The sequence below is a fragment of the Streptomyces sp. NPDC000880 genome, assembly GCF_053599675.1.
Genome location: NZ_JBSFMS010000047.1, coordinates 30,805 through 49,833, shown reverse-complemented (window position 1 = coordinate 49,833; position 19,029 = coordinate 30,805). Strand labels below are relative to the sequence as shown.

The window sequence follows — 19,029 nt, the reverse complement described above, 5'->3', positions numbered from 1 at the left end:
TTCCAGCCGGGCGATTTTCGGGCGAACTCAACCGGCATCACACGAAGATCAACAGTCACCCTGCGTACGCAACCACAGAAAGTGGCCCAGAGCCTAACTTCCGGTGTCGTTGTTGTAGTTGACGAAGCCGGTGCCGGTGAAGCCGGTGTGGTTGGACTCCACGACTCCTTGCGAGATGACCGCGTTCTCGGCCTCGTGGGTGGCGGCGGCGGGGGCTGCCGCCGGGGCCTCGGACGCTGTGGGGGCGGCCGGGGCGGTGGGTGCCGCGGTGAGGCCGGGGAGCAGGGCGGCACTGAGCGTGCCGACGCCGCCGAGCGAGCGTAACCAGAACCGGGCCGGTCTCATGGGGGTCTCCGTTGCCTGGGCTGGTGGGCCGGACTCGCTCAAGGACTGGAAGGAAACCTTCCTAACCGGATGAAATAGCAGCGTCCGCCCCGCCCTGCAAGGGCCATGACAAGAATGATCGGCAGCGGCGGTGTGACCGGGCGCGCCATGCCGCCGTGGTGCTGAGGAGTGAACGCCGCTCCGGGCAGGCGTGGCGGGGGCGAGGACCACACCGTACGGAGCGCTCTCTGTCTGCGGCGTCGGCTACGGTGCTGGGTGTGGTGATCACCGGAGGGGACTCAGCGGCGCCGGGGACCGCGCTGCTGATCGCAGCCGCGCCGGTCGGCAAGGGGCGTCTGATCGACGCGAGTTCCGTGCTGCCCGCGCTCGCGGCCGTCCCGCCCAGCGCGCTGACCGGCACGTCGGCCGCGACGGTGATCGAGCTCGCCGATCCCCTCGATCCGCAGGCCGTCCTGACCCGGATCCGGGCGACGGCGGCCGCGGAAGGACCGCTGTTCCTGTACATCGCGGGGCAGCTCCAACTCGACCGTAAGCAGCGGCTGCTGCATCTCGGGCTCGCCCGCACCACGCCGACGACGATGCGTTACACGGCACTTCCCTGGCACTGGCTGGCCGCCGAAACGGCGATCCGGCCCCCCGGCACCACGACCGTGGTCGTTGACCTGGTCGCCGACGCCGGGGCGTGGCGGCACGTGGCGTCGCAGGGCCTCGCTCTGGGGCAGGGCATCCGTCTGTACGGGCGTGTCGCCCCGGCGCCACAGCGGCGGGGCGCGGCGGCGCCCGACTATCTGAAGGCGTGCGCCGCGATCTGGCGCAGTGGAGCACGGCCTGACCTGGCCGCGCTGCACGATCAGGCCGCTGCGCGGGTCGGCGGCGATGAGGCGCTGCTGCTGACGGCCGGCGCTCCCCCGGCCGAACAGCGGGTCGCGGCCACCTGGAGACCGGCTACGCAGGTCGCACCTCCGCAGGTCTCGACCGCCCCGAGCCCGGCGATGCAGGTCGCGGCCACGCCGCAGGCCACGCCCCCGCACGTCACGAACGCACAAGCCCTGCCGTCGCCTGACGACCCGCATCCGGCGATCCTCGCCGCCGCGCAGGCCGGGCGTCACAGCGAGGCCGCTGCCGCTGCCGCCGCCTGGGAGCAACAGGAGTTGCGGACCCACGGGACCGGTTCGGTGCAGGCGATCCACTGGCTGGAAGTACGCGCCGATCTCGCCCGGCTCGCCCAGGATCCGGGCCTCAGCTGCGAGCTGTGGATGGCCGCCGCCGAAGCCCGGCTGCGTCGGCAGGCCCCGGACAACCCGGACGTCGAAGGCGCGGTCGACCGCGCCCATCACCAGTGGGAGCAGATCCGGGACCTGCCGCGGGCGCGGGCGCTCGCGCCGAGTCTCGTCAGGCTGCGCCGCGGCGTACCCGGGCGTCAGCGCGGGGCGCTGCAGGTGCTGCAACGGCGGCTGGAAAGCCTGCACTCCGGCCGCCCGGCCTAGCTGGGCAGGACGCGTCCGGGATCCATCGCCACCGCCCGCGGCGTGCAGACCATGCGCCCCACCGGGCCGGTGGATGAGTGGAACGTTTGCTCGGCATGCGACGTGCGGCCTGCCGGAGCACCCTTGTTCCTGGAGCTGCCTGTCCCCCCGGCCGGCAGCCGTGCAGGAAAGGGTTGGCAGCGATGTTCGCGAGGCTGAGCACCTATCAGGGATCACCAGTTCCTGCGGAGGGAGACCTGACCGCGAACTGGGAAGCGATTGTCAAGCAGGTCCAAGAGGTTCCCGGCTTCCGGGGCGTGTACTACCTCGTTGACCGAACTTCCGGAAAGGCCACGTCGCTGACCTTGTGGGATGACCAGCAGGCCATGCAGGCCAGCGAGGACCGGGCCACCCGGCTCCGCGAGGAAGTCGCACAGCGGGAAGGACAACGGGTTGTCTCGGTCGAACGCTTCGAGGTGGGATTCAGTCACCTGGAGGCATGATCTCGCAGACCCCACCCACTCTCGTGCGCAGCTGGACGACCGTGCGCCTCCACCGTCGCGTGTCCCGGACCCTGGACGTCGTCGCCCGGGGAGCGGTGTTGAGCCATTCGTGTTGTGATCGATGGCGAAGGACGCAACGCTCTGAAGGGCGGGAGGAAATCATGGCTGAGAAGCTGAGAGCCCGAGACATCATGTCCGGTGGCGTGCAGTGTGTCGGTGCGCACCAGTCGCTGTTCGAGGCGGCGAAGATGATGCGCGATCTGGACGTCGGTTGCCTGCCTATCTGTGGCGACAACAACAGGCTCACAGGCTTGATCACCGACCGTGACATCGTCGTCAAGTGCTGCGCCGAAGGCGTCGATCCGGCGATGGTGCAGGCGGGATCCCTCAATGCCAAGGTGCACTGGATCGATGCCGAAGCGGACGCCACCGAGGTCCTGACGACCATGGAGGAACACCAGATCAAGCGGTTGCCGGTGATCGACGTCCAGAGCGGCCACCGTCTGGTCGGCATGATCACGGAGGCCAATCTCGCGAAGAACCTGAGCGACGAACAGATCGCGGAGTTCGCGAGCCGCGTGTACGCGACTGCTCGGATGCCTGGTCAGTCCCAAGGTTGAGGCGCCTCATCGAACCTCGGGGATCTGCGTCAACACTCTCTCTTCGCCCGCGCCGTATACAACGCCCGGTCCGGCGAGAACTCCGCCAGACCCGGGGGCCCTTGACGGCTATGCGGAACCCGTGCAACCCGGACGCAGCCGCAGCGACACGCGACGACCCCGCCCCCACGTGCCTGTGCGTCTGTCCGTGTTCCGTCGTCTGGTTCGCTGTCGCCGGCCGTCGGCTCCTGCCTCAGTCGAAGAGCAGCTGGAGTGCGACCTCCCGGTAGTGCCGCACGTGCCACAGCGAGCAGTGCGCGGCCGCGTCCGCATCCGCCGCGGCGATCGCCTCGTACAGCTCCCGGTGTTCGCCCCACAGCAACCCGGGGTCGTCGATCTGCTGGAACAGCCAGCGCAGCCGGCCCTCCAGTGGTTCCAGCGTGGTGGCGAGCAGTTCATTTCCGGACAGCTCCACGATGTGATGGTGGAAGGCAGCGTTGGCGCGTGAGATGAGCTCGGCCTTGCCGGACATGGTGGCTCTGCGCGCGGCCTCCAGGAGTTCTGTCAGCTCCCGCAACTGGTCGTCGGTACGGCGTTCCGCGGCGCGGCGGGCCGCGAGCACCTCCAGAGCCTCGCGCAGATCGAAGAGATTCTCCACGTCGTGCCGGGACATCTCCTTGACGACGATCCGGCGCGGGGAGAGCGCCTGGAGCAACCCTTCGCCGAGCAGAATGCGGATGGCTTCGCGCACCGGGACCCGGGATACACCGAACTCTTCCGCGAGATCGCGCTCGACGAGCCGGTCTCCGGGCTTGAGCCGTCCGGTGATGATGCGATCGCGCAACCCCTCGCAGACCTGGTCACGCAGCCATCCGGTGCCGCCGCCGCTCGTCGTCGCGTCGGCCGATGCCTGAGCCCCGGTCATATGTCCCCCTCGTATCGAAGCCATTACGGTATACCAAACGCTTGACGTCCGCTGAGCGCACCCTCACCCTTTGGTATACCAAAGCACGGAACGGCCCCGTCCGCCCTGACCGCTACCCATCCACCTCACCCGCTCCGCCTCCTCACGCCTCACCGTGTCCGCTCGGCGAATCGAAGGTTGCCATGAGTACACCAGCGGTCGGCAAGACCGTCAGAGAACGCTCCGCCTCCTCACCCGCAAACCGCCCCACCCGCGTGCGCTGGAAGATCTTCGTCCTGCTGCTCGGCGTCGTCTCACTCAATTACATCGACCGCGGCTCCGTCTCCGTGGCCCTCCCGCTGATCACCAAGGACCTCGGTCTGTCAAAGGAGACGACCGGTTTCGTCCTGAGCGCCTTCTTCTGGACGTACGCGCTGTTGCAGATACCGAGCGGCTGGCTCGCCGACCGCTTCGGCGCCCGCCGGATGGTCGCCGGATCCTGTGTCGGATGGGGGATCGCCCAAGCGCTCACCGCCGCCTCGACCGGCGCCGGATCGCTGCTCGGCTACCGGCTGCTGCTCGGCGCCGTCGAAGCCCCGGTCTATCCGGCCGGGGGCAAGCTCAACGCCCAGTGGCTGCCCGCGAAGGAACGCGGACGCGGTGCCGCGCTGCTCGACGGCGGGGCGCCCCTCGGCGCGGCACTCGGCGGCATCATCATCTCCGCGCTCATCGCCTGGACCGGCAGCTGGCGGCTCAGCTTCGTCATCGCCGGCGTCCTCACCGTGGCCGTCGGACTCTACGCCGGCTGGTACATGCGCAACCTGCCCTCCGAGCACCCCGGAGTCAACGCGGCCGAGGCCGCGTACATCAAGCAGGCACACGCCGAAGAGGACGCCGAGGGCCCGGCCGACGTGCGCACCGGGCTCCGGCCGTACCTCAAGTACCGCTCCTTCTGGGGCATGTGCCTGGGGTGGATGGGCTTCAACGGCGTGTTCTACGGACTGCTCACCTGGGGCCCGCTCTACCTCTCGGAGACCAAGGGCTTCGACATCAAGACCATCGGCTGGTCGACCCTCGTCATCTTCGGCTCCGGCTTCGTCGGCGAGATCACCGGCGGCTGGCTGTCGGACCGCTGGAAGGCGAGCGGCACCGGCGCCAACAAGGCCATGCGCACTCTGCTGGGCGTGGCCGGTGTGGCCGTCGTCGCCGGACTCCTCGGCGTGGTCCTGGTCCCCGACCCGATCACTGCGGTCGCGCTGCTCTCCCTGGTGCTGTTCTTCCTGCGCTGGGCGGGCCTGTACTGGTCGCTGCCGTCCATCCTGGCCGGGCGCGCCAACGCCGGAGTCGCCGGCGGTGCCATGAACCTCTCCGGCAACATCGCGGGCATCGTGACCCCGATCGTGGTCGGCTACATCGTGGGCGGCACCGGCTCCTACACCTGGGCGCTGCTCTACTTCGTCGGCGCGGGCGTCCTGTTCACCGCGTCCTCCCTGATGATCGACTACAGCAAGAGGCTGGCCGTCCTATGACCATGACCACACCCCGAACCGCCGGGGCATCCACGTCCACCGGCACCTTCCGGCTGGGCATGCTCACCCCGTCGTCCAACACCTGCCTGGAGCCGGTGACCTACCGCTTGCTGGCCGGCACAGACAACGTGACCGTCCATTTCGCGCGGGTCACCGTCACCCGGATCGCGCTCGACGAGGGTTCCAACGCACAGTTCGAGCTCGAGCCCATGCTCGCCGCCGCGCGGCAGCTCGCCGACGCCCATGTCGACGTCATCGTGTGGAACGGGACATCGGGCTCCTGGCTCGGACCTGACCGCGACCGCGCCCTGTGCGCCGCGATCACCGAGGCCACCGGGATTCCCGCCACCACCTCCACCCTCGCGATACTCGACGCCTGCGCCGCGTACGGAGTGACCCGCCTCGGACTGGCCCTGCCGTACACCCAGGACGTCGCCGACCAGATCATCGCCACCTACGCCGCCCAGGGCGTGGAGTGCGTGCTCGCCGAACCGTTCGGCCTCACCGACAACCAGTCGTTCGGCCGGATATCCGAGAAGGACGTCGCCGGGCAGATCGAGGCCGCGGCCGAGGACGCCCACGCCGTCACCGTCCTCTGCACCAATGTGCACGGCGCCTTCGCCGGGGCCGCACTCGAACCGGACGTGGGCATGCCGGTGTTCGACAGCGTCGCCGCCACTCTGTGGAAGGCCATGTATCTCGCGGGTGCCGAGCCGGCTCTCGAAGGCGCCGGCGAACTGCTGCGCTCCGGCAGTCTGCGCGCCCGCTTCCAGGACGTACTGGAGGACCTGCTCCGGACGACCGGCGCCGACCGCACCACGCTCCGGCTCGACCTGCCCGCCCACGGACTGCACGTCGACCTGACGGCTGCCGAGGCCCTCGGTGAGGGCGTACGGTCCATCCGCCGTGACGCCTCCCTCGACCAGCGCCGGCTGAACACCGTGGAATGGCTGGAACGCCACCGCACCCCGCTCGTCCAGCCGCATTTCCACGCGGCCCCACACCCGCCGCAGGCGCTCGTCGACGTCTACGGCGTCCACGCCCAGATGCTGTCGCCGGTCGTCCGGGCGGGCGAGATGACCGGCTGGATCTCCGTGCACAGCGTCGGCGAACGGGAGTGGACGGAACACGACACCACCGCACTCGCCGCCGCCACCGAGCGCGTACACAACCTCCTCGACACCCAGGGAAAGGCAGCAACGGCATGACCAAGGACATCAAGATCGCTCTTGGGGTGGACGTCGACGCCGTGGCCGGCTGGCTCGGCTCGTACGGTGGCGAGGACTCCCCGAACGACATCCAGCGCGGCGTCTTCGCCGGTGAGATCGGCACCCCGCGCCTGCTCAAGCTGTTCGAGCGGTACGGGATACGCACCAGCTGGTTCATTCCCGGCCACTCGATCGAGACCTTCCCCGAGCAGACCCGTATGGTCGTCGAGGCGGGGCACGAGGTCGGCGCGCACGGCTACTCGCACGAGAACCCCGTCGCCATGAGCCCGCAGCAGGAGGAGGACGTTCTCGCCCGCTCGGTGGACCTGATCGAGGAGTACACCGGCCGCAGGCCGCGCGGCTATGTGGCGCCCTGGTGGGAGATGTCGCCGCACACCGCCGCCCTGCTCCACAAGTACGGCTTCTCTTACGACCACAGCCAGAACTACCGCGACTTCACCCCCTTCTACGCTCGCGTCGGCGACAGCTGGACGAAGATCGACTACACCAAGGAGGCGAAGGAATGGATGAAGCCGCTCGTCCACGGCCATGAGGTCGACCTGGTCGAGTTCTGCGGCAACTGGTACGTCGACGACCTGCCGCCCATGATGTTCAACAAGCACTCCCACAACAGCCACGGCTATGTCAGCCCGCGCTCCCTGGAGCAGGACTGGCGCGACCAGTTCGACTGGGTCCACCGCGAGTTGGACTACGCGGTCCTGCCCGTCACCCTGCACCCCGACGTCAGCGGCCGGCCACAGGTGCTGCTGATGCTGGAGCGGTTCATCGCGTACGTGTCCGGGCACGACGGAGTCAGCTTCTGCACCCTGGAGGACGCGGCCGACGACTTCCGCCGCCGCTTCCCCTTCGAGGGCGCCGAGCGGCCCGCCGACATGCGCTGACCCGACCGTCCGGCAAGGCCGCGGCCCGTCCGTCCCCGGGCGGCGGCCCCGGTTTCGGTCTCGGACACAAGCACGTGCCGTGCCGGAGCCCGAACTTCTAGTGGACGATGGTGTAGCTGCGCCACGACGGGGCGCGGGGCGCGATCCGGTCGGACGATTCCGTCGCCACATACGTCGTCTCATCCCCGGAACAGTCCTGGCGGGGATACAGGACGATGTCGACCAGGGTGTTGTTGGTGACCTCAGTCGCGCCTGTGGGCTCGAGCCGGTGGCAGCCTTTGACCGAGGGGTTGGACACCTCCGCAACGCGCTCTCCCTCGGTTTTGTAGGAGATGGTGCCCACCGCGGTGCGGCCGAGGTCGGCGCAGCCCGTAACGGCGATGGTCAGGAGTGCCGCCCCAGCGGCAACGCGGAGGCGCCGGTGATCGGTCACGGACATGGGCAGTCCTCGTCTGTGCGGAGAAGTCCTGGTGGAGGCCACCCTGCCGGGTTCCCGGCGGGGCGGCATCCGCTGAGCGGCCGGCCGGGCTACAGCGCCGCCGCGGCCGACCACCGTCACGAGAGCACATGCCCCGTCGCGAAGTTCTGTCCGGCTCAGCGAGGGTCGCGCCCGATGAGACCGAGCAGCCGGTCCTGCAGCGGGGCATCCTCGGGGACCGACACCTCCGGGCCGAAGACCTTCACGCCCGGACCGAACGCTTTTGGCGTGCGCAGCATCTCCAGCACTTCCTTCGGGAGCGCCGAGGTTGACGACCACATTCGCTCGACATCAGCCGGGTCCATCCTGTCGTCCTGCCCGGTGGCTCGAGCCGTCTCGCTCACAGGTGCGTACGCCACACGGCCTCGTTGACGTCACACGCGAACTGCGCGGCGAAGGCGGCGCGTGAACGGACGGTCCCTGCATGGTCCAGCATGCGGCGGGACATGCGCGAGGCGGCGCAGCACGGTCACCGTCGGGGCTTCATCCAGCGTCGCCGCCGGTGTCGGCCGGTGTCCGTCAGCCGATGATGGCGGCGGACCTGCGGCCGCTCTTCGCAACGTGGACCTCGCGCAGCAGTGCGGCCGCGGCCGCGCTTGTCGGATTGCCCATCACGGTGACGGTCTCCCACGCCGGTACGGCCCCTGCCAGCCCGACAAAGTGCACTCGATCGGTCTTGACCGCGAAGGACTGCGGCACGAGCGCCACGCCAAGCCCGCAAGCGACCAGATCGAGCAGGGAGTGCGTATCGGTCACCTCCAGCGAGACACGTCGTTCGACGTCTGCCGCGGCGAGCACGTTGTCGACCATGTCTCGGGTGCCCCAGTCCGGGTGGAAGTCCACGAACTGCTCTTCGCGCAACTCAGCCAACCCGACCTGTGCCCGGGCGGCGTACGGATGCTCGGGCGCGCAGGCGAGGACGAGTGGCTCACCGGCCAGCGGCTCCATCACGACATCGTCCGGGCACCGGGCCGGGCGGGAGACGAACGCCAGGTCCAGCCGCCCCGCGCGCACGCGGTCGATCAGCTCGCCGGATCCTCCCTGACGCAACTCGATCTCCAGGCCGGGATACGCGGCTCGGAAGCGTGCGAGCACGGTCGGAAGGTGCACTGCGTTCAGGCACTGCAGGGAGCCGATCGCCAGGCTGCCGCGCAGTAGACCCTGCACTGCCGCGACGGCGTCCTTGGCGGCGTCAGTCGCCGAGAGAGCCCGCCGAGCCTCGACCAGTAGTGCCCGCCCGGCGGCGGTCAGCTCGACCTGCCGGGTACTGCGCAGGAACAGCGAGGCACCCAGCTCGCGCTCGAGGGAGCGGACCGAGGCCGATAGCCCGGACTGCGCGACATGCAGACGCTTGGCCGCCCGTGTGAAGTGGCATTCCTCCGCGACGGCGACGAAGTACTCAAGTTGCCGGAGTTCCATGATTCATCACCAGTACCGCTCAAAGGGATCAGATTCTTATGTTGGACAGCTTAAACGTCACGGGTGGAGGCTGAGGCATACCGAATAAAAATCCAGGAGGAACCTCCATGCAGACACGCACCATCGGAGACGTCCAGGTCAGCTCGATCGGCCTGGGCGGTATGCCGATGTCCATCGAGGGGCGCCCCGACGAACAGCGTTCGGTCGCGACGATCCACGCCGCGCTGGAGGCGGGCGTGACTCTGATCGACACCGCGGACGCCTATCACCGGGACGCCAACGAGGTCGGCCACAATGAATCCCTGATCGCTCGCGCAGTGGCGAGCTACGGTGGCGACACATCGGACGTGCTGATCGCGACGAAGGGCGGTCACCTGCGTCCGGGCGACGGCTCGTGGACCAAGAACGGCTCGCCGGAGTACCTGAAGGCCGCCTGCGATGCATCGCTCAAGCGGCTCGGCGTCGAGGCCATCGGGCTCTACCAGTTTCACCGGCCGGACCCGACCGTCCCCTACGCGGAGTCGGTCGGGGCGATCCGCGATCTGCTGGACGCGGGCAAGATCCGTTTCGCCGGCATCTCCAACGCCGATCCCGATCAGATCCGGCAGGCCAACGAGATCCTCGGCGGCCGACTGGTGAGCGTGCAGAATCAGTTCTCGCCCGCATTCCGCTCCAGCGAGCCGGAGCTGGAGCTGTGCGCGGAACTGGGCATTGCGTTCCTGACGTGGAGCCCGCTGGGCGGGATTGCGCGCGCCGGCGAGCTGGGCTCGCGGTTCGCCGTTTTCGCGGACGTGGCGCAGGCGCACGGGGTGAGCCCGCAGCAGGTGTGCCTGGCGTGGATTCTCGCCAAGGCACCAGTGACGATCCCGATTCCGGGCTCCTCGCGCCCCGAGACCATCCGCGATTCGGTTGCCGCGGTGGAGCTGAAACTGTCCGCCGAGGAGCTGGCCCGCCTCGACGCCGCGTGATGAGCTGACGAGGAACGGGGGCGGCATTCCCTCAGACATCGTCCGATTCGAATTGGCCGATACCGGGCGAGCCACCCTGGCCCGGCACGACCAGTCCCTGCAGTTCGGGTGCCCTTGAGAACAGCGTCTGCCCGCGTGTTCGTTGACCGGTTCGGAACGCTGCTTCAGGTAACGCAGCCGCCCGGGCCGGAGCAGGCCCGAACCCCCTTGGCGATGTTGCCGCTCTCGCTTCTCCGGCCAAATTCCCAACCCTGTGCATGGTCCACGCCGTCCGCCGCCGCATGCGGCTGACGGGAGAGAGGAACCGCTCCATGAACTGCTATGACTGCCATGCGGCTGACCGTAGCGTGACCGCTGTCGCGATCTGCGGAAGCTGTGGGGCTGCCCTGTGCGCCGACCATGCGCGCAGCACACCGCAGACCGTCCACCGGGTCAACGGGATGGGCGTGGCCACGCTGCCCCGTGCGGCCCGTCGCATCACCTGCTTCACCTGCGCCAGAGCCGAAGCGCAGAACTAGCGAGGCGGGTCGGTGTTAGCGGGGTCCTGGACCGGGTCCCCGCGGGGGCGCAGACCCGCTCGCCCCACCCGCGGCGCCTGCCAGGGCCGGCCTCTTGCGACAGCGACCCCCACCAGCCCCCCTTCCAGCAACGAGATGGAGAGCCACCCGGTCTGACGACCTGTGACATGCCGCTCATGGCGTAATGGAACGTTTGGACTGTTTGACTGGGTCACCCTGTGGTCGTCTGTTACAGGGCGACCGCGGGGGCCACCGACTCCCCATTCGCAGAATGGGACAAGCTCTTCGCCGACCCCAGGCTGTGGACGCGGGACGGCCCCCACGGCGCCCTTCGCCGCGTTCGAGAGGCACACACACGGAGGCGGGACGCGTCGTGAGGCACTCCGGGATCGACCACGAGGCGGTGTTCCAGGCTCTGCCGGGGGCGGTGGCACTGCTCACCACTGACCTGGCGTACGCGGATGTCAATGAGGCGTTTCTGCAGATGTCGGGGCGCACCCGTGAGCAGGTGGTCGGCCGATACCTGTTCGATGTCTTCCCCGATAACCCCAACGACCCCACCGCGACCGGCATGCGCAACCTGGAGGTGTCGCTGCGGCGGGTGGCGGCTACCGGAGAGCGCGACGCCATGGCGTTGCAGCGTTACGACGTCGAGTACCCCGACCGGCCCGGCGAGTGGGAAGAACGGTACTGGAGCCCGGTCAACGCACCGGTCTTCGGCCCGGACGGGCGCGTGGTGCTGCTGCTGCACCGGGTGGAGGAGGTCACCGAGCTGATCCGCGCCCGCGGCGGCCGAAATGGCGGGGACCGGGCCAGGGTGCTCGAGGCCGAGCTGTACACCCGGGCCCGGGAACTGCAGGAGGTCAACGAGCGGCTGCGGCAGGCCCACGCCCGCGAACGTGAAGTCGCACTGACCTTGCAGGCCGCGATGCTGCCCGCCCCCAGTCCGGTCGCCCACCACCGGGCAGCCGTGCGCTACCGGCCTGCCGTCGGTGCCCTGAACGTGTGCGGCGACTGGTACGACCTGGCCGAACTGCCCGAGGACCGCCTCGCGGTGGCCGTAGGCGACGTCGTCGGCCACGGCCTTCACGCGGCCGGAGTCATGGGACAGCTGCGCAGCGCACTCAGCGCCGCCGTACGGGTGGCTGAGGGGCCCGCGGCCGCCCTCGACGCGCTCGGCCTGTACGCCCGGTCCGTCGACGGCGCCGAGTCCACCACCGCGGTACAGGTAGTCGTCGACTGCAAGAGCCACACCCTCACGTACAGCAGCGCCGGCCACCCCCCGCCCGCCCTGCTTCATGCCGACGGCACCGTCGAGTTCTTCGACCAGGCCACCGACCCCCCACTCGGTGCCCGCCCCGAACACACCCCCAGACCCCAGGCCGAAACCGCCTTCACCGAAGGAGCCACCCTCGTCCTCTACACCGACGGACTGATCGAACGCCGCCACGAAGACATCGACACCGGCCTTCATCGGCTCGCCGACTGCCTCGCCCGCCACAAGTCGGCCGACGCCGACACACTCGCCGATACCCTGCTGGCCGAACTGATCCCCGCGGGCGGCAACACCGACGACACCGCCCTGGTCATCATCCGCCTGTGACCTGGCCCCGTCGTAGCAAGAGGCCGGGCCCTTCCGGGTGAGGGCAGGGACCATCCCCGCGCATGCGGGGATGGTCCCCAGAACAGCCGCTCGGCGTGCCTGGCCTTCGGCTGCTCCCCGCGCATGCAGGGATAGCTGCCTGCCGGGGCAGCCCGGTCCCGGTGCGGCCGCCGGGCGGGCTCGGTGGGCACGCTCTCCGACAGGTCGCCGAGGTCCTCGACCTCGAGAAAGGTTGGCTCAGTCGACCGGGGACGGCTGCCGCCCCGCGGCGGCGGTCAGCACGATGGACATCACATGACGGATATGCGCTGCCATCTGCTGCGCGGCCTCTTCGGTGTCGCTGCGCTCCAGCGCTTCAGCGATCCGCACATGCTCGGACGCCGAGTGCCGGGCGGGGCGCCTGGTTCGGGCCCGGCCCGGCGATGTCCGTCGCTGAACTTGGCCGGATCACGACGACTCCGGCAGTTCCCTCAGGACCAGCGTCATGACGTGGTGGATGTGCGCGTGGAGGGCGGCGCCGGCTTCCTTGACGTTGCCGGTCCGCAGCGCCCGTGCCACCTGGACGTGCTCCTCGGCGCAGACCACCGAATCGCCGGAGGACGAGACATCCCGTTGACGCAGGGCCGAGGCGAGTACCAGGGAGTCGCTGACGGCGCGTGAGAGCGAAAGGTTCTGGCTCGCTGTGGCGATCGCCGTGTGAAAGTCGCGGTCGTACCTGCGAAATCCCAGGCTGTCGCCGCTCAGCGCGCTGTTCAGCGACGCTTCCGCCGCCACCACGATGTCGTCCCGCTCGACCGCGGTCGCCCGGGCGGCCGCGCACTCGGCAGCGGTGCGCTCCAGACCGGCACGCATCTCGTAGGCGTCCCTGATGGCGCCGGCCGATGGGCGGATGACCCGCAGACTCCGTCCGATGGGCTCCACCAGCCCGAGTTGGCGCATCTGGAGCAGAGCCTCGCGCACCGGCGTCTTGCTCACCTTGAGCTGGGTGGCCAGGCGAGCTTCGCTGATCCGGCTTCCGGGTGCCAGCACCTTCGAAACGATGCCGTCCCTGATGGCCTCGAACACCATCTCGGTGATGCTCTCCGACTTTGCCATAATCGGCTGAAGTTCGATGATTGACATGACAGAAACATATCTCATATACGGGACTCCCTTGGTCGGCGTACGCTCCCGCCGACCAATTGCGGTCAGACCGGAGGCCGGACCGGCGGCCTGCGGCCCGGTTCGTTGCGCAGCCTCTGTCCGACGGGGCGTCAGCCGCCCAGGGCCGCGGCGACGACGGTCTTGGCCTCGTCCTGGACGCGGCCGAGGTGGTCGGGTCCCAGGAAGGACTCCGCGTAGATCTTGTAGACGTCCTCGGTGCCCGAGGGGCGGGCGGCGAACCAGGCGTTCTCGGTGGTTACCTTGATGCCGCCGATGGGCGCGCCGTTGCCCGGTGCCTCGGTGAGCACCGCGGTGACCCGCTCCCCGGCGAGGGTGTCGGCGGTGATCTGCTCGGGCGAGAGCCGGGCCAGGATCGCCTTCTCGGCCGGCGAGGCAGGGGCGTCGATACGGGCATAGGCGGGCTCGCCAAAGCGGGCGGTGAGCGTCGCGTACTGCTCGGAGGGGGTCTTGCCGGTGACCGCGAGGATCTCGGAGGCGAGGAGGGCCAGGATGATGCCGTCCTTGTCGGTGGTCCACACCGATCCGTCGTGGCGCAGGAAGGACGCCCCGGCCGACTCCTCCCCGCCGAAGCCGAGCGAGCCGCCGGCCAGCCCGTCCACGAACCACTTGAAGCCGACGGGCACCTCGACCAGCTCACGGCCGAGATCGGCGGCGACCCGGTCGATCATCCCGGACGAGACCAGCGTCTTGCCGACGCCGACGCCGGCGGGCCACCGCTCGCGGTGGGTGTACAGATAGGCGATGGCGGTGGCCAGATAGTGGTTGGGGTTCATCAGCCCGGCGTCCGGGGTGACGATGCCGTGCCGGTCGGCGTCGGCGTCATTGCCGGTGGCGATCTGGTACTCGTCACGCCGGTCGATCAGCGAGGCCATGGCATACGGCGAGGAGCAGTCCATCCGGATCTTGCCGTCCCAGTCAAGCGTCATGAACCGCCAGGTGGGGTCGGTCAGCGGATTGACCACCGTCAGATCGAGCCGGTGCTGCTCGGCGATGCGGCCCCAGTACGCGACCGACGCGCCGCCCAGGGGGTCGGCGCCGATGCGTACACCGGCGGTGCGCACCGCCTCCAGGTCGAGCACGGCCGGCAGATCCGCCACGTACGTGCCGAGGAAGTCGTACCGCCCGGTGGCCGGCGCGGCCAGCGCACGGGTGTAGGGCAGCCGTCGTACGTCCTTCAGACCGCCCGCGATGATCTCGTTGGCCCGGTCCTGGATCCAGTTGGTCGCGTCGGAGCCGGCCGGACCGCCGCTGGGCGGGTTGTACTTGAACCCGCCGTCGGCGGGCGGGTTGTGGGACGGGGTGACGACCACACCGTCGGCCAGGCCCGAGGTGCGGCCGCGGTTGTGGGTGAGGATGGCGTGCGACACGGCGGGCGTGGGGGTGTAGCCGTCGGCGGTGTCGATGAGCACCGTCACGTCGTTCGCGGCGAACACCTCGATGGCTGTCACCCGGGCGGGTTCGGACAGCGCATGGGTGTCGGCGCCGAGGAAGAGCGGCCCGTCGGTGCCCTGCCGGGTCCGGTACTCACAGATCGCCTGGCTGGTCGCGGCGATATGGTCCTCGTTGAACGCGGTGGCGAGAGACGACCCGCGGTGCCCGGAAGTCCCGAACGCCACGCGCTGGCCCGGCTCTTTCGGGTCGGGGTGCAGGGCGTAGTACGCGGTCACCAGCCGGGCGACATCGATGAGGTCCTGCGGCCCCGCCGGCTGTCCCGCTCGTTCGTGCGGCATCTGCCCACTCCTCCACATCGGTTGGTGCGATCGGCTCGTCGGTTCATCTTCCCGGGTCGTCGGCGCGGTCGGCGGATGCCCCGCCGCACGGTGCACTTCAGGTCACTGGTCGGTCGTGGATGCGCGGATCTTGAGCTCCGGGGCGAACCGGCGGGAGCGGGCCGCGCGGCCCTCGATCATGCCCACCAGCGCGGTCGCCGCCCGCTCACCCATGTCACGCATCGGTGAGCGAACGGAGGTGAGCGGGATGGGCAGTTGGGCGGAGAGCGGTACGTCGTTGAAGCCCGCCACGGCGACGTCCCGGCCCGGCACCAGGCCGGAGGCGCGTAGCGCGCCCATCACACCGATCGCCGCGAAGTCGTTGACCGCGAAGACCGCCGTGGGACGGGGCTCGGCGGCCAGCAGCCGGTGCGCGGCCCGCTCCCCGCCGTGCACGTCGAACGGCGCGTCGACGATCAACGCGGGGTCCACTGGTTTGCCGGCCTTCGCAAAGGCATCGATGAAGCCCTTGGTCCGCTCGACGCCGGTGGAGGCGTACGGTTCACCGGCGACGACGCCCACCCGGCGGTGCCCCAGGGCCAGCAGATGCTCCGCCACCAGACGCCCGCCGACGATGTCGTCGCAGGTGAAGGAGGTGACTCCGCGCAGCCGCCGGGAGACCAGCACGACCTGGACCCCGCGGGCGACCAGTTCGGAGGCGAGCGTGGTATCGCTACGCGCGTCACCCAGGAGCAGTCCGTCGACCCTTAGCGCCAGCAATCGCTCGACCTTGGCGCGCTGGACCGCCGGGTCGTCGCCGGTGTTGGAGACCACGGCCTGATAGCCGGCCGCCGCGGCGCTGGCCTCGATGCCCTCGTAGACCGTGGCCAGCACGATGTCCGTCAGCCGGGGGACCAGCACCCCCAGCAGCCGGGAGCGGCCTGTGCGCAGGCTGGAGGCGGCGGGGTTCACGACATAGCCCAGACGCCTGGCCGACTCCCGCACCCGGTCGGCGGTGGCTGCGCCCACCCCGGCGTCGTCGCGCAGCGCCCGGGAGGCGGTGGACTGGTGAACACCTGCGTCGGCCGCCACATCGGCCAGGGTCACCCCGTTCTCACCGGAGTCGCGGGAGCGCTCCTCACCGGAGCGGCGGGAGCCCTCGGTCGGTCGTCTCACGGCCGTCGTCCTCCTTCCTGATCCTGCTTCGGCACTGGTCCTGTGGAAGCGGGCAGGCCCAGCGGGGTCCAGGGGTCCACTGGGCCGATTTTCCAGAACCATCATCTTCCATGAAGATCCGATTACGTGGGGTTGCCCTCAGCGGGCAGCGTGGAGCACAGTTTCCGCAATCGTTCTCGCAATCGATTGTGGAGCATTGCATGCAGCTGTGTCTCATCGGTACCGGGTGGCACCATAGCCAGCCGCTCGACGCCCGCCGGGCGGGTCGCCTCCGTCGGGGTGAAAGAGCTCCTGGATACGGCTCGGGCCTTCCCGGTACCGGAGTCGGCCGAGGTCACCTGCCGTGAAATGGGCCTGCAAGGCAGCTTCGCGCTCGGCCTGCGGGACCTCGCCCGACTCGCCGCGGCCGTGGGCGAGAGCCTGCGCGACGGGGCGGACGCCGTGGTCGTCACGCACGGTACGGATTCGATGGAGGAGACCGCCTTCGCACTCGCCCTCGTTCACGCGGACGACCGGCCGATCGTGCTGACCGGCAGGGGCCGGCTACACCGTCAACGACCAACTCCTCGTCGCCACCTGCCTGATGATCGTCCTCCTGGTGCACCAGGCGGGTGTAGCGCCGTGTGGTGGGGGGTGGCACCGGCCCTGCTGGCCAACGTCTTCTACAGCACCGGCTTCGTACTCGAGAAGCGGGCGCTGTCCAGCCTGCCGCCACTGAGCTCGGGACAACCGGCCCAAGTCGTACGGTTGCTCATCGGCAGCCCGTTGTGGCTCGGCGGTTCGCTCGCGCTCGCCGCCGGCTTCGCGGCACAGCTCGCCGTCTACCGCACCCTTCCCGTCGCAGCCGCGCAGGGCATTTTATGACGAACCCCCCGCCCCGGCAAAGGAATTGGCCCATGAAGCACGACGACCCCCTGCTCCGGATCATCGCTTGCCCGATCGACAAGGGGCACCTCACGCTGCTCCTGCCGGAGGAGTTCCTCTACAACCCGCGGCTGCACCGCCGCTATCCGATCATCGACGGGATCCCACAACTGCTCCCTGCTCCGGGGCGCGGGTACCCGACGATGAGCACGAGCGGATCCTCAGGCGGATCGGTTCGTGACACTCGCCGTCGATCACTACAAGGTCGGCAGATGCCATGGCGGCTGATCCGGGACGGCTGCCGCGTCTCGGAGGTGAGCCGAGGTGGGGTCAGCCGCGGCGCGGGTGACCACATACGGCAGGATGGGCGATCGTCGGACCAGTCCGCATATCTCGACGTGACCGCACACCCGAGAATCGAGCAGATAACAAGGTGACGAAACATCACATCCGGCGCTCTGCGCCGAATGCCACCGTCGGCCCTCTCCCCCGTACAACGGGAGCGAGCCGATGAATCGGGCCCTCACGCTGCACGACCTGCTCGTCGCCGGGATCGCGTTGGCCGTCGGCATCGCGGCAGGCCTGCTGCTGCGCGCGACCCTGCGATGGCTGGGAGAACGGGCGCGCAGAACGCGATGGAGCGGAGACGACTTCGTCGTCGACGCCTTGCGGACCCTGGTCCCCTGCGCGGCGATAACCGGGGGCGCGGCGATGGCGGCCACGGCGCTCCCGCTGACCGCCAGAGTCGGACACAACGTCAATATGACGCTGACGGCGCTGCTCATCCTGGCCGCAACTCTCACGGCGGCCCGGGTGATCGCCGGTCTGGTGCGGTCCCTGGCACAGTCCAGGTCGGGGGTGGCCGGATCGGCCACCATATTCGTCAACATCACGCGCGTCGTGATTCTGGCGATGGGCTTCCTCGTCGTTCTGCAGACCCTGGGCATCTCCATCGCGCCGCTGCTCACCGCGTTGGGAGTGGGCGGTCTGGCGGTCGCTCTGGCATTGCAGGACACCCTGGCCAATCTGTTCGCAGGCGTGCACATCCTCGCCTCGAAGACGGTGCAGCCCGGCGACTACATCCGGCTCAGCAGCGGCGAGGAGGGCTATGTCGTCGACATCAACTGGCGCAACACCGTGGTGCGTCAGCTGTCGAACAATCTGGTGATCATCCCGAACGCCGAGCTCGCCAGCACCAACATGACCAACTACAGCAGGCCGGAGCAGCAGCTGTCGATCATGGTTCAGGTGGGAGTGGGCTACGACAGCGACCTCGAGCACGTCGAGCGGGTGACGACCGAAGTCGTCGAGAACGTGATGGCCGATATCACCGGTGCCGTTCCCGACCATGAACCCGCCGTCCGTTTCCACACGTTCGGGGATTCCAGGATCAACTTCACGGTAATCCTCGGCGTCGGCGAATTCAGCGACCAGTACCGGATCAAGCACGAGTTCATCAAGCGGCTGCACCGGCGATATCGGGACGAGGGCATCACGGTTCCCGCTCCGAAGCGAACCGTGACGCTGCAGCAGAGCGATGCGCCTGTTGCGTTCCCGCATCAACGCGAGGCGACGGAGTTTGTGCCGTAGCGCCGGCCGGGCGGCGACCCGGTACCCGGTGGCAGTAGGAGTGACGTCAGGGCAGGCCCAGGTGCTCGGTCCGGCCGACCCTGG

At 69.2% G+C, this 19,029-nt stretch carries 18 protein-coding genes and 4 pseudogenes; 13 read left to right on the top strand and 9 right to left on the bottom strand.

The window, feature by feature from the left end:
• Nucleotides 1-93: 93 nt before the first annotated feature.
• A complete protein-coding gene (locus ACWDO5_RS17805; protein ID WP_450531246.1) occupies nt 94-345 on the bottom strand; it encodes a hypothetical protein in 252 nt (83 codons plus the stop codon).
• Nucleotides 346-602: 257 nt separating this feature from the next.
• On the opposite strand from ACWDO5_RS17805, the gene ACWDO5_RS17800 reads away from it, so the two are divergent.
• From ACWDO5_RS17800 to ACWDO5_RS17790, 3 genes are all read left to right on the top strand, one after another.
• Complete coding sequence (locus ACWDO5_RS17800) at nt 603-1,832, top strand: hypothetical protein (RefSeq protein ID WP_450531244.1); 1,230 nt, start codon at nt 603-605, stop codon at nt 1,830-1,832.
• A gap of 182 nt (nt 1,833-2,014) precedes the next feature.
• A complete protein-coding gene (locus ACWDO5_RS17795) occupies nt 2,015-2,314 on the top strand; it encodes an antibiotic biosynthesis monooxygenase (RefSeq protein ID WP_450531243.1) in 300 nt (99 codons plus the stop codon).
• Between the two features lie 161 nt (nt 2,315-2,475).
• Entirely contained in the window at nt 2,476-2,934 is a 459-nt protein-coding gene (locus ACWDO5_RS17790; protein WP_450531241.1) for a CBS domain-containing protein, read from the top strand.
• 232 nt (nt 2,935-3,166) lie between these two features.
• Here ACWDO5_RS17790 and ACWDO5_RS17785 read toward each other — a convergent pair whose 3' ends face one another.
• On the bottom strand, nt 3,167-3,838 hold the full coding sequence (locus ACWDO5_RS17785; RefSeq protein ID WP_450531240.1) for a GntR family transcriptional regulator: 672 nt from the start codon (nt 3,836-3,838) through the stop codon (nt 3,167-3,169).
• 182 nt (nt 3,839-4,020) lie between these two features.
• Here ACWDO5_RS17785 and ACWDO5_RS17780 point away from each other — a divergent pair, with 182 nt between their 5' ends.
• The 3 genes from ACWDO5_RS17780 to ACWDO5_RS17770 are packed head-to-tail and all read left to right on the top strand — an operon-like array spanning nt 4,021 to nt 7,456.
• On the top strand, nt 4,021-5,346 hold the full coding sequence (locus ACWDO5_RS17780; protein ID WP_450531238.1) for an MFS transporter: 1,326 nt from the start codon (nt 4,021-4,023) through the stop codon (nt 5,344-5,346).
• A gap of 2 nt (nt 5,347-5,348) precedes the next feature.
• Nucleotides 5,349-6,554, top strand: coding sequence for an aspartate racemase/maleate isomerase family protein (locus ACWDO5_RS17775; RefSeq protein ID WP_450531236.1), 1,206 nt, complete (start codon nt 5,349-5,351; stop codon nt 6,552-6,554).
• Complete coding sequence (locus tag ACWDO5_RS17770; RefSeq protein ID WP_450531234.1) at nt 6,551-7,456, top strand: polysaccharide deacetylase family protein; 906 nt, start codon at nt 6,551-6,553, stop codon at nt 7,454-7,456. Before ACWDO5_RS17775 ends, ACWDO5_RS17770 begins: the two co-directional genes overlap by 4 nt.
• A gap of 97 nt (nt 7,457-7,553) precedes the next feature.
• On the opposite strand, the gene ACWDO5_RS17765 is transcribed toward ACWDO5_RS17770, so the two are convergent.
• From ACWDO5_RS17765 to ACWDO5_RS17755, 3 genes are all read right to left on the bottom strand, one after another.
• Nucleotides 7,554-7,895: a hypothetical protein gene (locus tag ACWDO5_RS17765; protein ID WP_450531232.1), complete on the bottom strand. Its 342-nt coding sequence runs from the start codon at nt 7,893-7,895 to the stop codon at nt 7,554-7,556.
• Nucleotides 7,896-8,050: 155 nt separating this feature from the next.
• Complete coding sequence (locus ACWDO5_RS17760; protein WP_450531230.1) at nt 8,051-8,239, bottom strand: hypothetical protein; 189 nt, start codon at nt 8,237-8,239, stop codon at nt 8,051-8,053.
• Nucleotides 8,240-8,453: 214 nt separating this feature from the next.
• Nucleotides 8,454-9,353 carry a LysR family transcriptional regulator gene (locus ACWDO5_RS17755; RefSeq protein ID WP_450531229.1) on the bottom strand — a complete coding sequence of 300 codons (900 nt, stop codon included), beginning with the start codon at nt 9,351-9,353 and terminating at the stop codon, nt 8,454-8,456.
• Nucleotides 9,354-9,460: 107 nt separating this feature from the next.
• Here ACWDO5_RS17755 and ACWDO5_RS17750 point away from each other — a divergent pair, with 107 nt between their 5' ends.
• From ACWDO5_RS17750 to ACWDO5_RS17740, 3 genes are all read left to right on the top strand, one after another.
• Nucleotides 9,461-10,321 (top strand): aldo/keto reductase, encoded by an 861-nt coding sequence (locus tag ACWDO5_RS17750; protein WP_450531228.1) that lies wholly within the window; start codon nt 9,461-9,463, stop codon nt 10,319-10,321.
• A 311-nt stretch (nt 10,322-10,632) separates the two neighbouring features.
• Complete coding sequence (locus ACWDO5_RS17745) at nt 10,633-10,839, top strand: DUF2180 family protein (protein WP_450531227.1); 207 nt, start codon at nt 10,633-10,635, stop codon at nt 10,837-10,839.
• A gap of 373 nt (nt 10,840-11,212) precedes the next feature.
• Entirely contained in the window at nt 11,213-12,442 is a 1,230-nt protein-coding gene (locus ACWDO5_RS17740; protein ID WP_450531225.1) for a PP2C family protein-serine/threonine phosphatase, read from the top strand.
• A 237-nt stretch (nt 12,443-12,679) separates the two neighbouring features.
• Here ACWDO5_RS17740 and ACWDO5_RS17735 read toward each other — a convergent pair.
• The 4 genes and pseudogenes from ACWDO5_RS17735 to ACWDO5_RS17720 form a co-directional block, all read right to left on the bottom strand.
• Nucleotides 12,680-12,862: pseudogene (locus ACWDO5_RS17735) on the bottom strand (hypothetical protein); the annotation flags it as partial.
• Nucleotides 12,863-12,889: 27 nt separating this feature from the next.
• On the bottom strand, nt 12,890-13,564 hold the full coding sequence (locus ACWDO5_RS17730) for a GntR family transcriptional regulator (protein WP_450531223.1): 675 nt from the start codon (nt 13,562-13,564) through the stop codon (nt 12,890-12,892).
• A gap of 131 nt (nt 13,565-13,695) precedes the next feature.
• Nucleotides 13,696-15,336: a phosphoglucomutase (alpha-D-glucose-1,6-bisphosphate-dependent) gene (pgm, locus tag ACWDO5_RS17725; protein ID WP_450531222.1), complete on the bottom strand. Its 1,641-nt coding sequence runs from the start codon at nt 15,334-15,336 to the stop codon at nt 13,696-13,698.
• 102 nt (nt 15,337-15,438) lie between these two features.
• Nucleotides 15,439-16,491, bottom strand: coding sequence for a LacI family DNA-binding transcriptional regulator (locus tag ACWDO5_RS17720; protein WP_450531221.1), 1,053 nt, complete (start codon nt 16,489-16,491; stop codon nt 15,439-15,441).
• A 126-nt stretch (nt 16,492-16,617) separates the two neighbouring features.
• Here ACWDO5_RS17720 and ACWDO5_RS17715 point away from each other — a divergent pair.
• The 4 genes and pseudogenes from ACWDO5_RS17715 to ACWDO5_RS17700 form a co-directional block, all read left to right on the top strand.
• Nucleotides 16,618-17,013, top strand: a pseudogene (locus ACWDO5_RS17715) (asparaginase domain-containing protein); the annotation flags it as partial.
• Between the two features lie 99 nt (nt 17,014-17,112).
• Nucleotides 17,113-17,349 (top strand): annotated as a pseudogene (locus tag ACWDO5_RS17710) (hypothetical protein); the annotation flags it as partial.
• Nucleotides 17,350-17,387: 38 nt separating this feature from the next.
• Nucleotides 17,388-17,596 (top strand): annotated as a pseudogene (locus tag ACWDO5_RS17705) (Trm112 family protein).
• A gap of 269 nt (nt 17,597-17,865) precedes the next feature.
• Nucleotides 17,866-18,945 (top strand): mechanosensitive ion channel family protein, encoded by a 1,080-nt coding sequence (locus ACWDO5_RS17700; protein ID WP_450531219.1) that lies wholly within the window; start codon nt 17,866-17,868, stop codon nt 18,943-18,945.
• Nucleotides 18,946-19,029 lie beyond the last annotated feature (84 nt).

Excerpts from the sequence above, each read along its gene's own strand:
- ACWDO5_RS17805 (WP_450531246.1), bottom strand. The coding sequence starts at position 345 with ATGAGACCGGCCCGGTTCTGGTTACGCTCGCTCGGCGGCGTCGGCACG.
- ACWDO5_RS17795 (WP_450531243.1), top strand. The coding sequence starts at position 2,015 with ATGTTCGCGAGGCTGAGCACCTATCAGGGATCACCAGTTCCTGCGGAG.
- ACWDO5_RS17790 (WP_450531241.1), top strand. The coding sequence starts at position 2,476 with ATGGCTGAGAAGCTGAGAGCCCGAGACATCATGTCCGGTGGCGTGCAG.
- ACWDO5_RS17785 (WP_450531240.1), bottom strand. The coding sequence starts at position 3,838 with ATGACCGGGGCTCAGGCATCGGCCGACGCGACGACGAGCGGCGGCGGC.
- ACWDO5_RS17780 (WP_450531238.1), top strand. The coding sequence starts at position 4,021 with ATGAGTACACCAGCGGTCGGCAAGACCGTCAGAGAACGCTCCGCCTCC.
- ACWDO5_RS17775 (WP_450531236.1), top strand. The coding sequence starts at position 5,349 with ATGACCACACCCCGAACCGCCGGGGCATCCACGTCCACCGGCACCTTC.
- ACWDO5_RS17770 (WP_450531234.1), top strand. The coding sequence starts at position 6,551 with ATGACCAAGGACATCAAGATCGCTCTTGGGGTGGACGTCGACGCCGTG.
- ACWDO5_RS17765 (WP_450531232.1), bottom strand. The coding sequence starts at position 7,895 with ATGTCCGTGACCGATCACCGGCGCCTCCGCGTTGCCGCTGGGGCGGCA.
- ACWDO5_RS17760 (WP_450531230.1), bottom strand. The coding sequence starts at position 8,239 with ATGGACCCGGCTGATGTCGAGCGAATGTGGTCGTCAACCTCGGCGCTC.
- ACWDO5_RS17755 (WP_450531229.1), bottom strand. The coding sequence starts at position 9,353 with ATGGAACTCCGGCAACTTGAGTACTTCGTCGCCGTCGCGGAGGAATGC.
- ACWDO5_RS17750 (WP_450531228.1), top strand. The coding sequence starts at position 9,461 with ATGCAGACACGCACCATCGGAGACGTCCAGGTCAGCTCGATCGGCCTG.
- ACWDO5_RS17745 (WP_450531227.1), top strand. The coding sequence starts at position 10,633 with ATGAACTGCTATGACTGCCATGCGGCTGACCGTAGCGTGACCGCTGTC.
- ACWDO5_RS17730 (WP_450531223.1), bottom strand. The coding sequence starts at position 13,564 with ATGTCAATCATCGAACTTCAGCCGATTATGGCAAAGTCGGAGAGCATC.
- pgm (WP_450531222.1), bottom strand. The coding sequence starts at position 15,336 with ATGCCGCACGAACGAGCGGGACAGCCGGCGGGGCCGCAGGACCTCATC.
- ACWDO5_RS17700 (WP_450531219.1), top strand. The coding sequence starts at position 17,866 with ATGAATCGGGCCCTCACGCTGCACGACCTGCTCGTCGCCGGGATCGCG.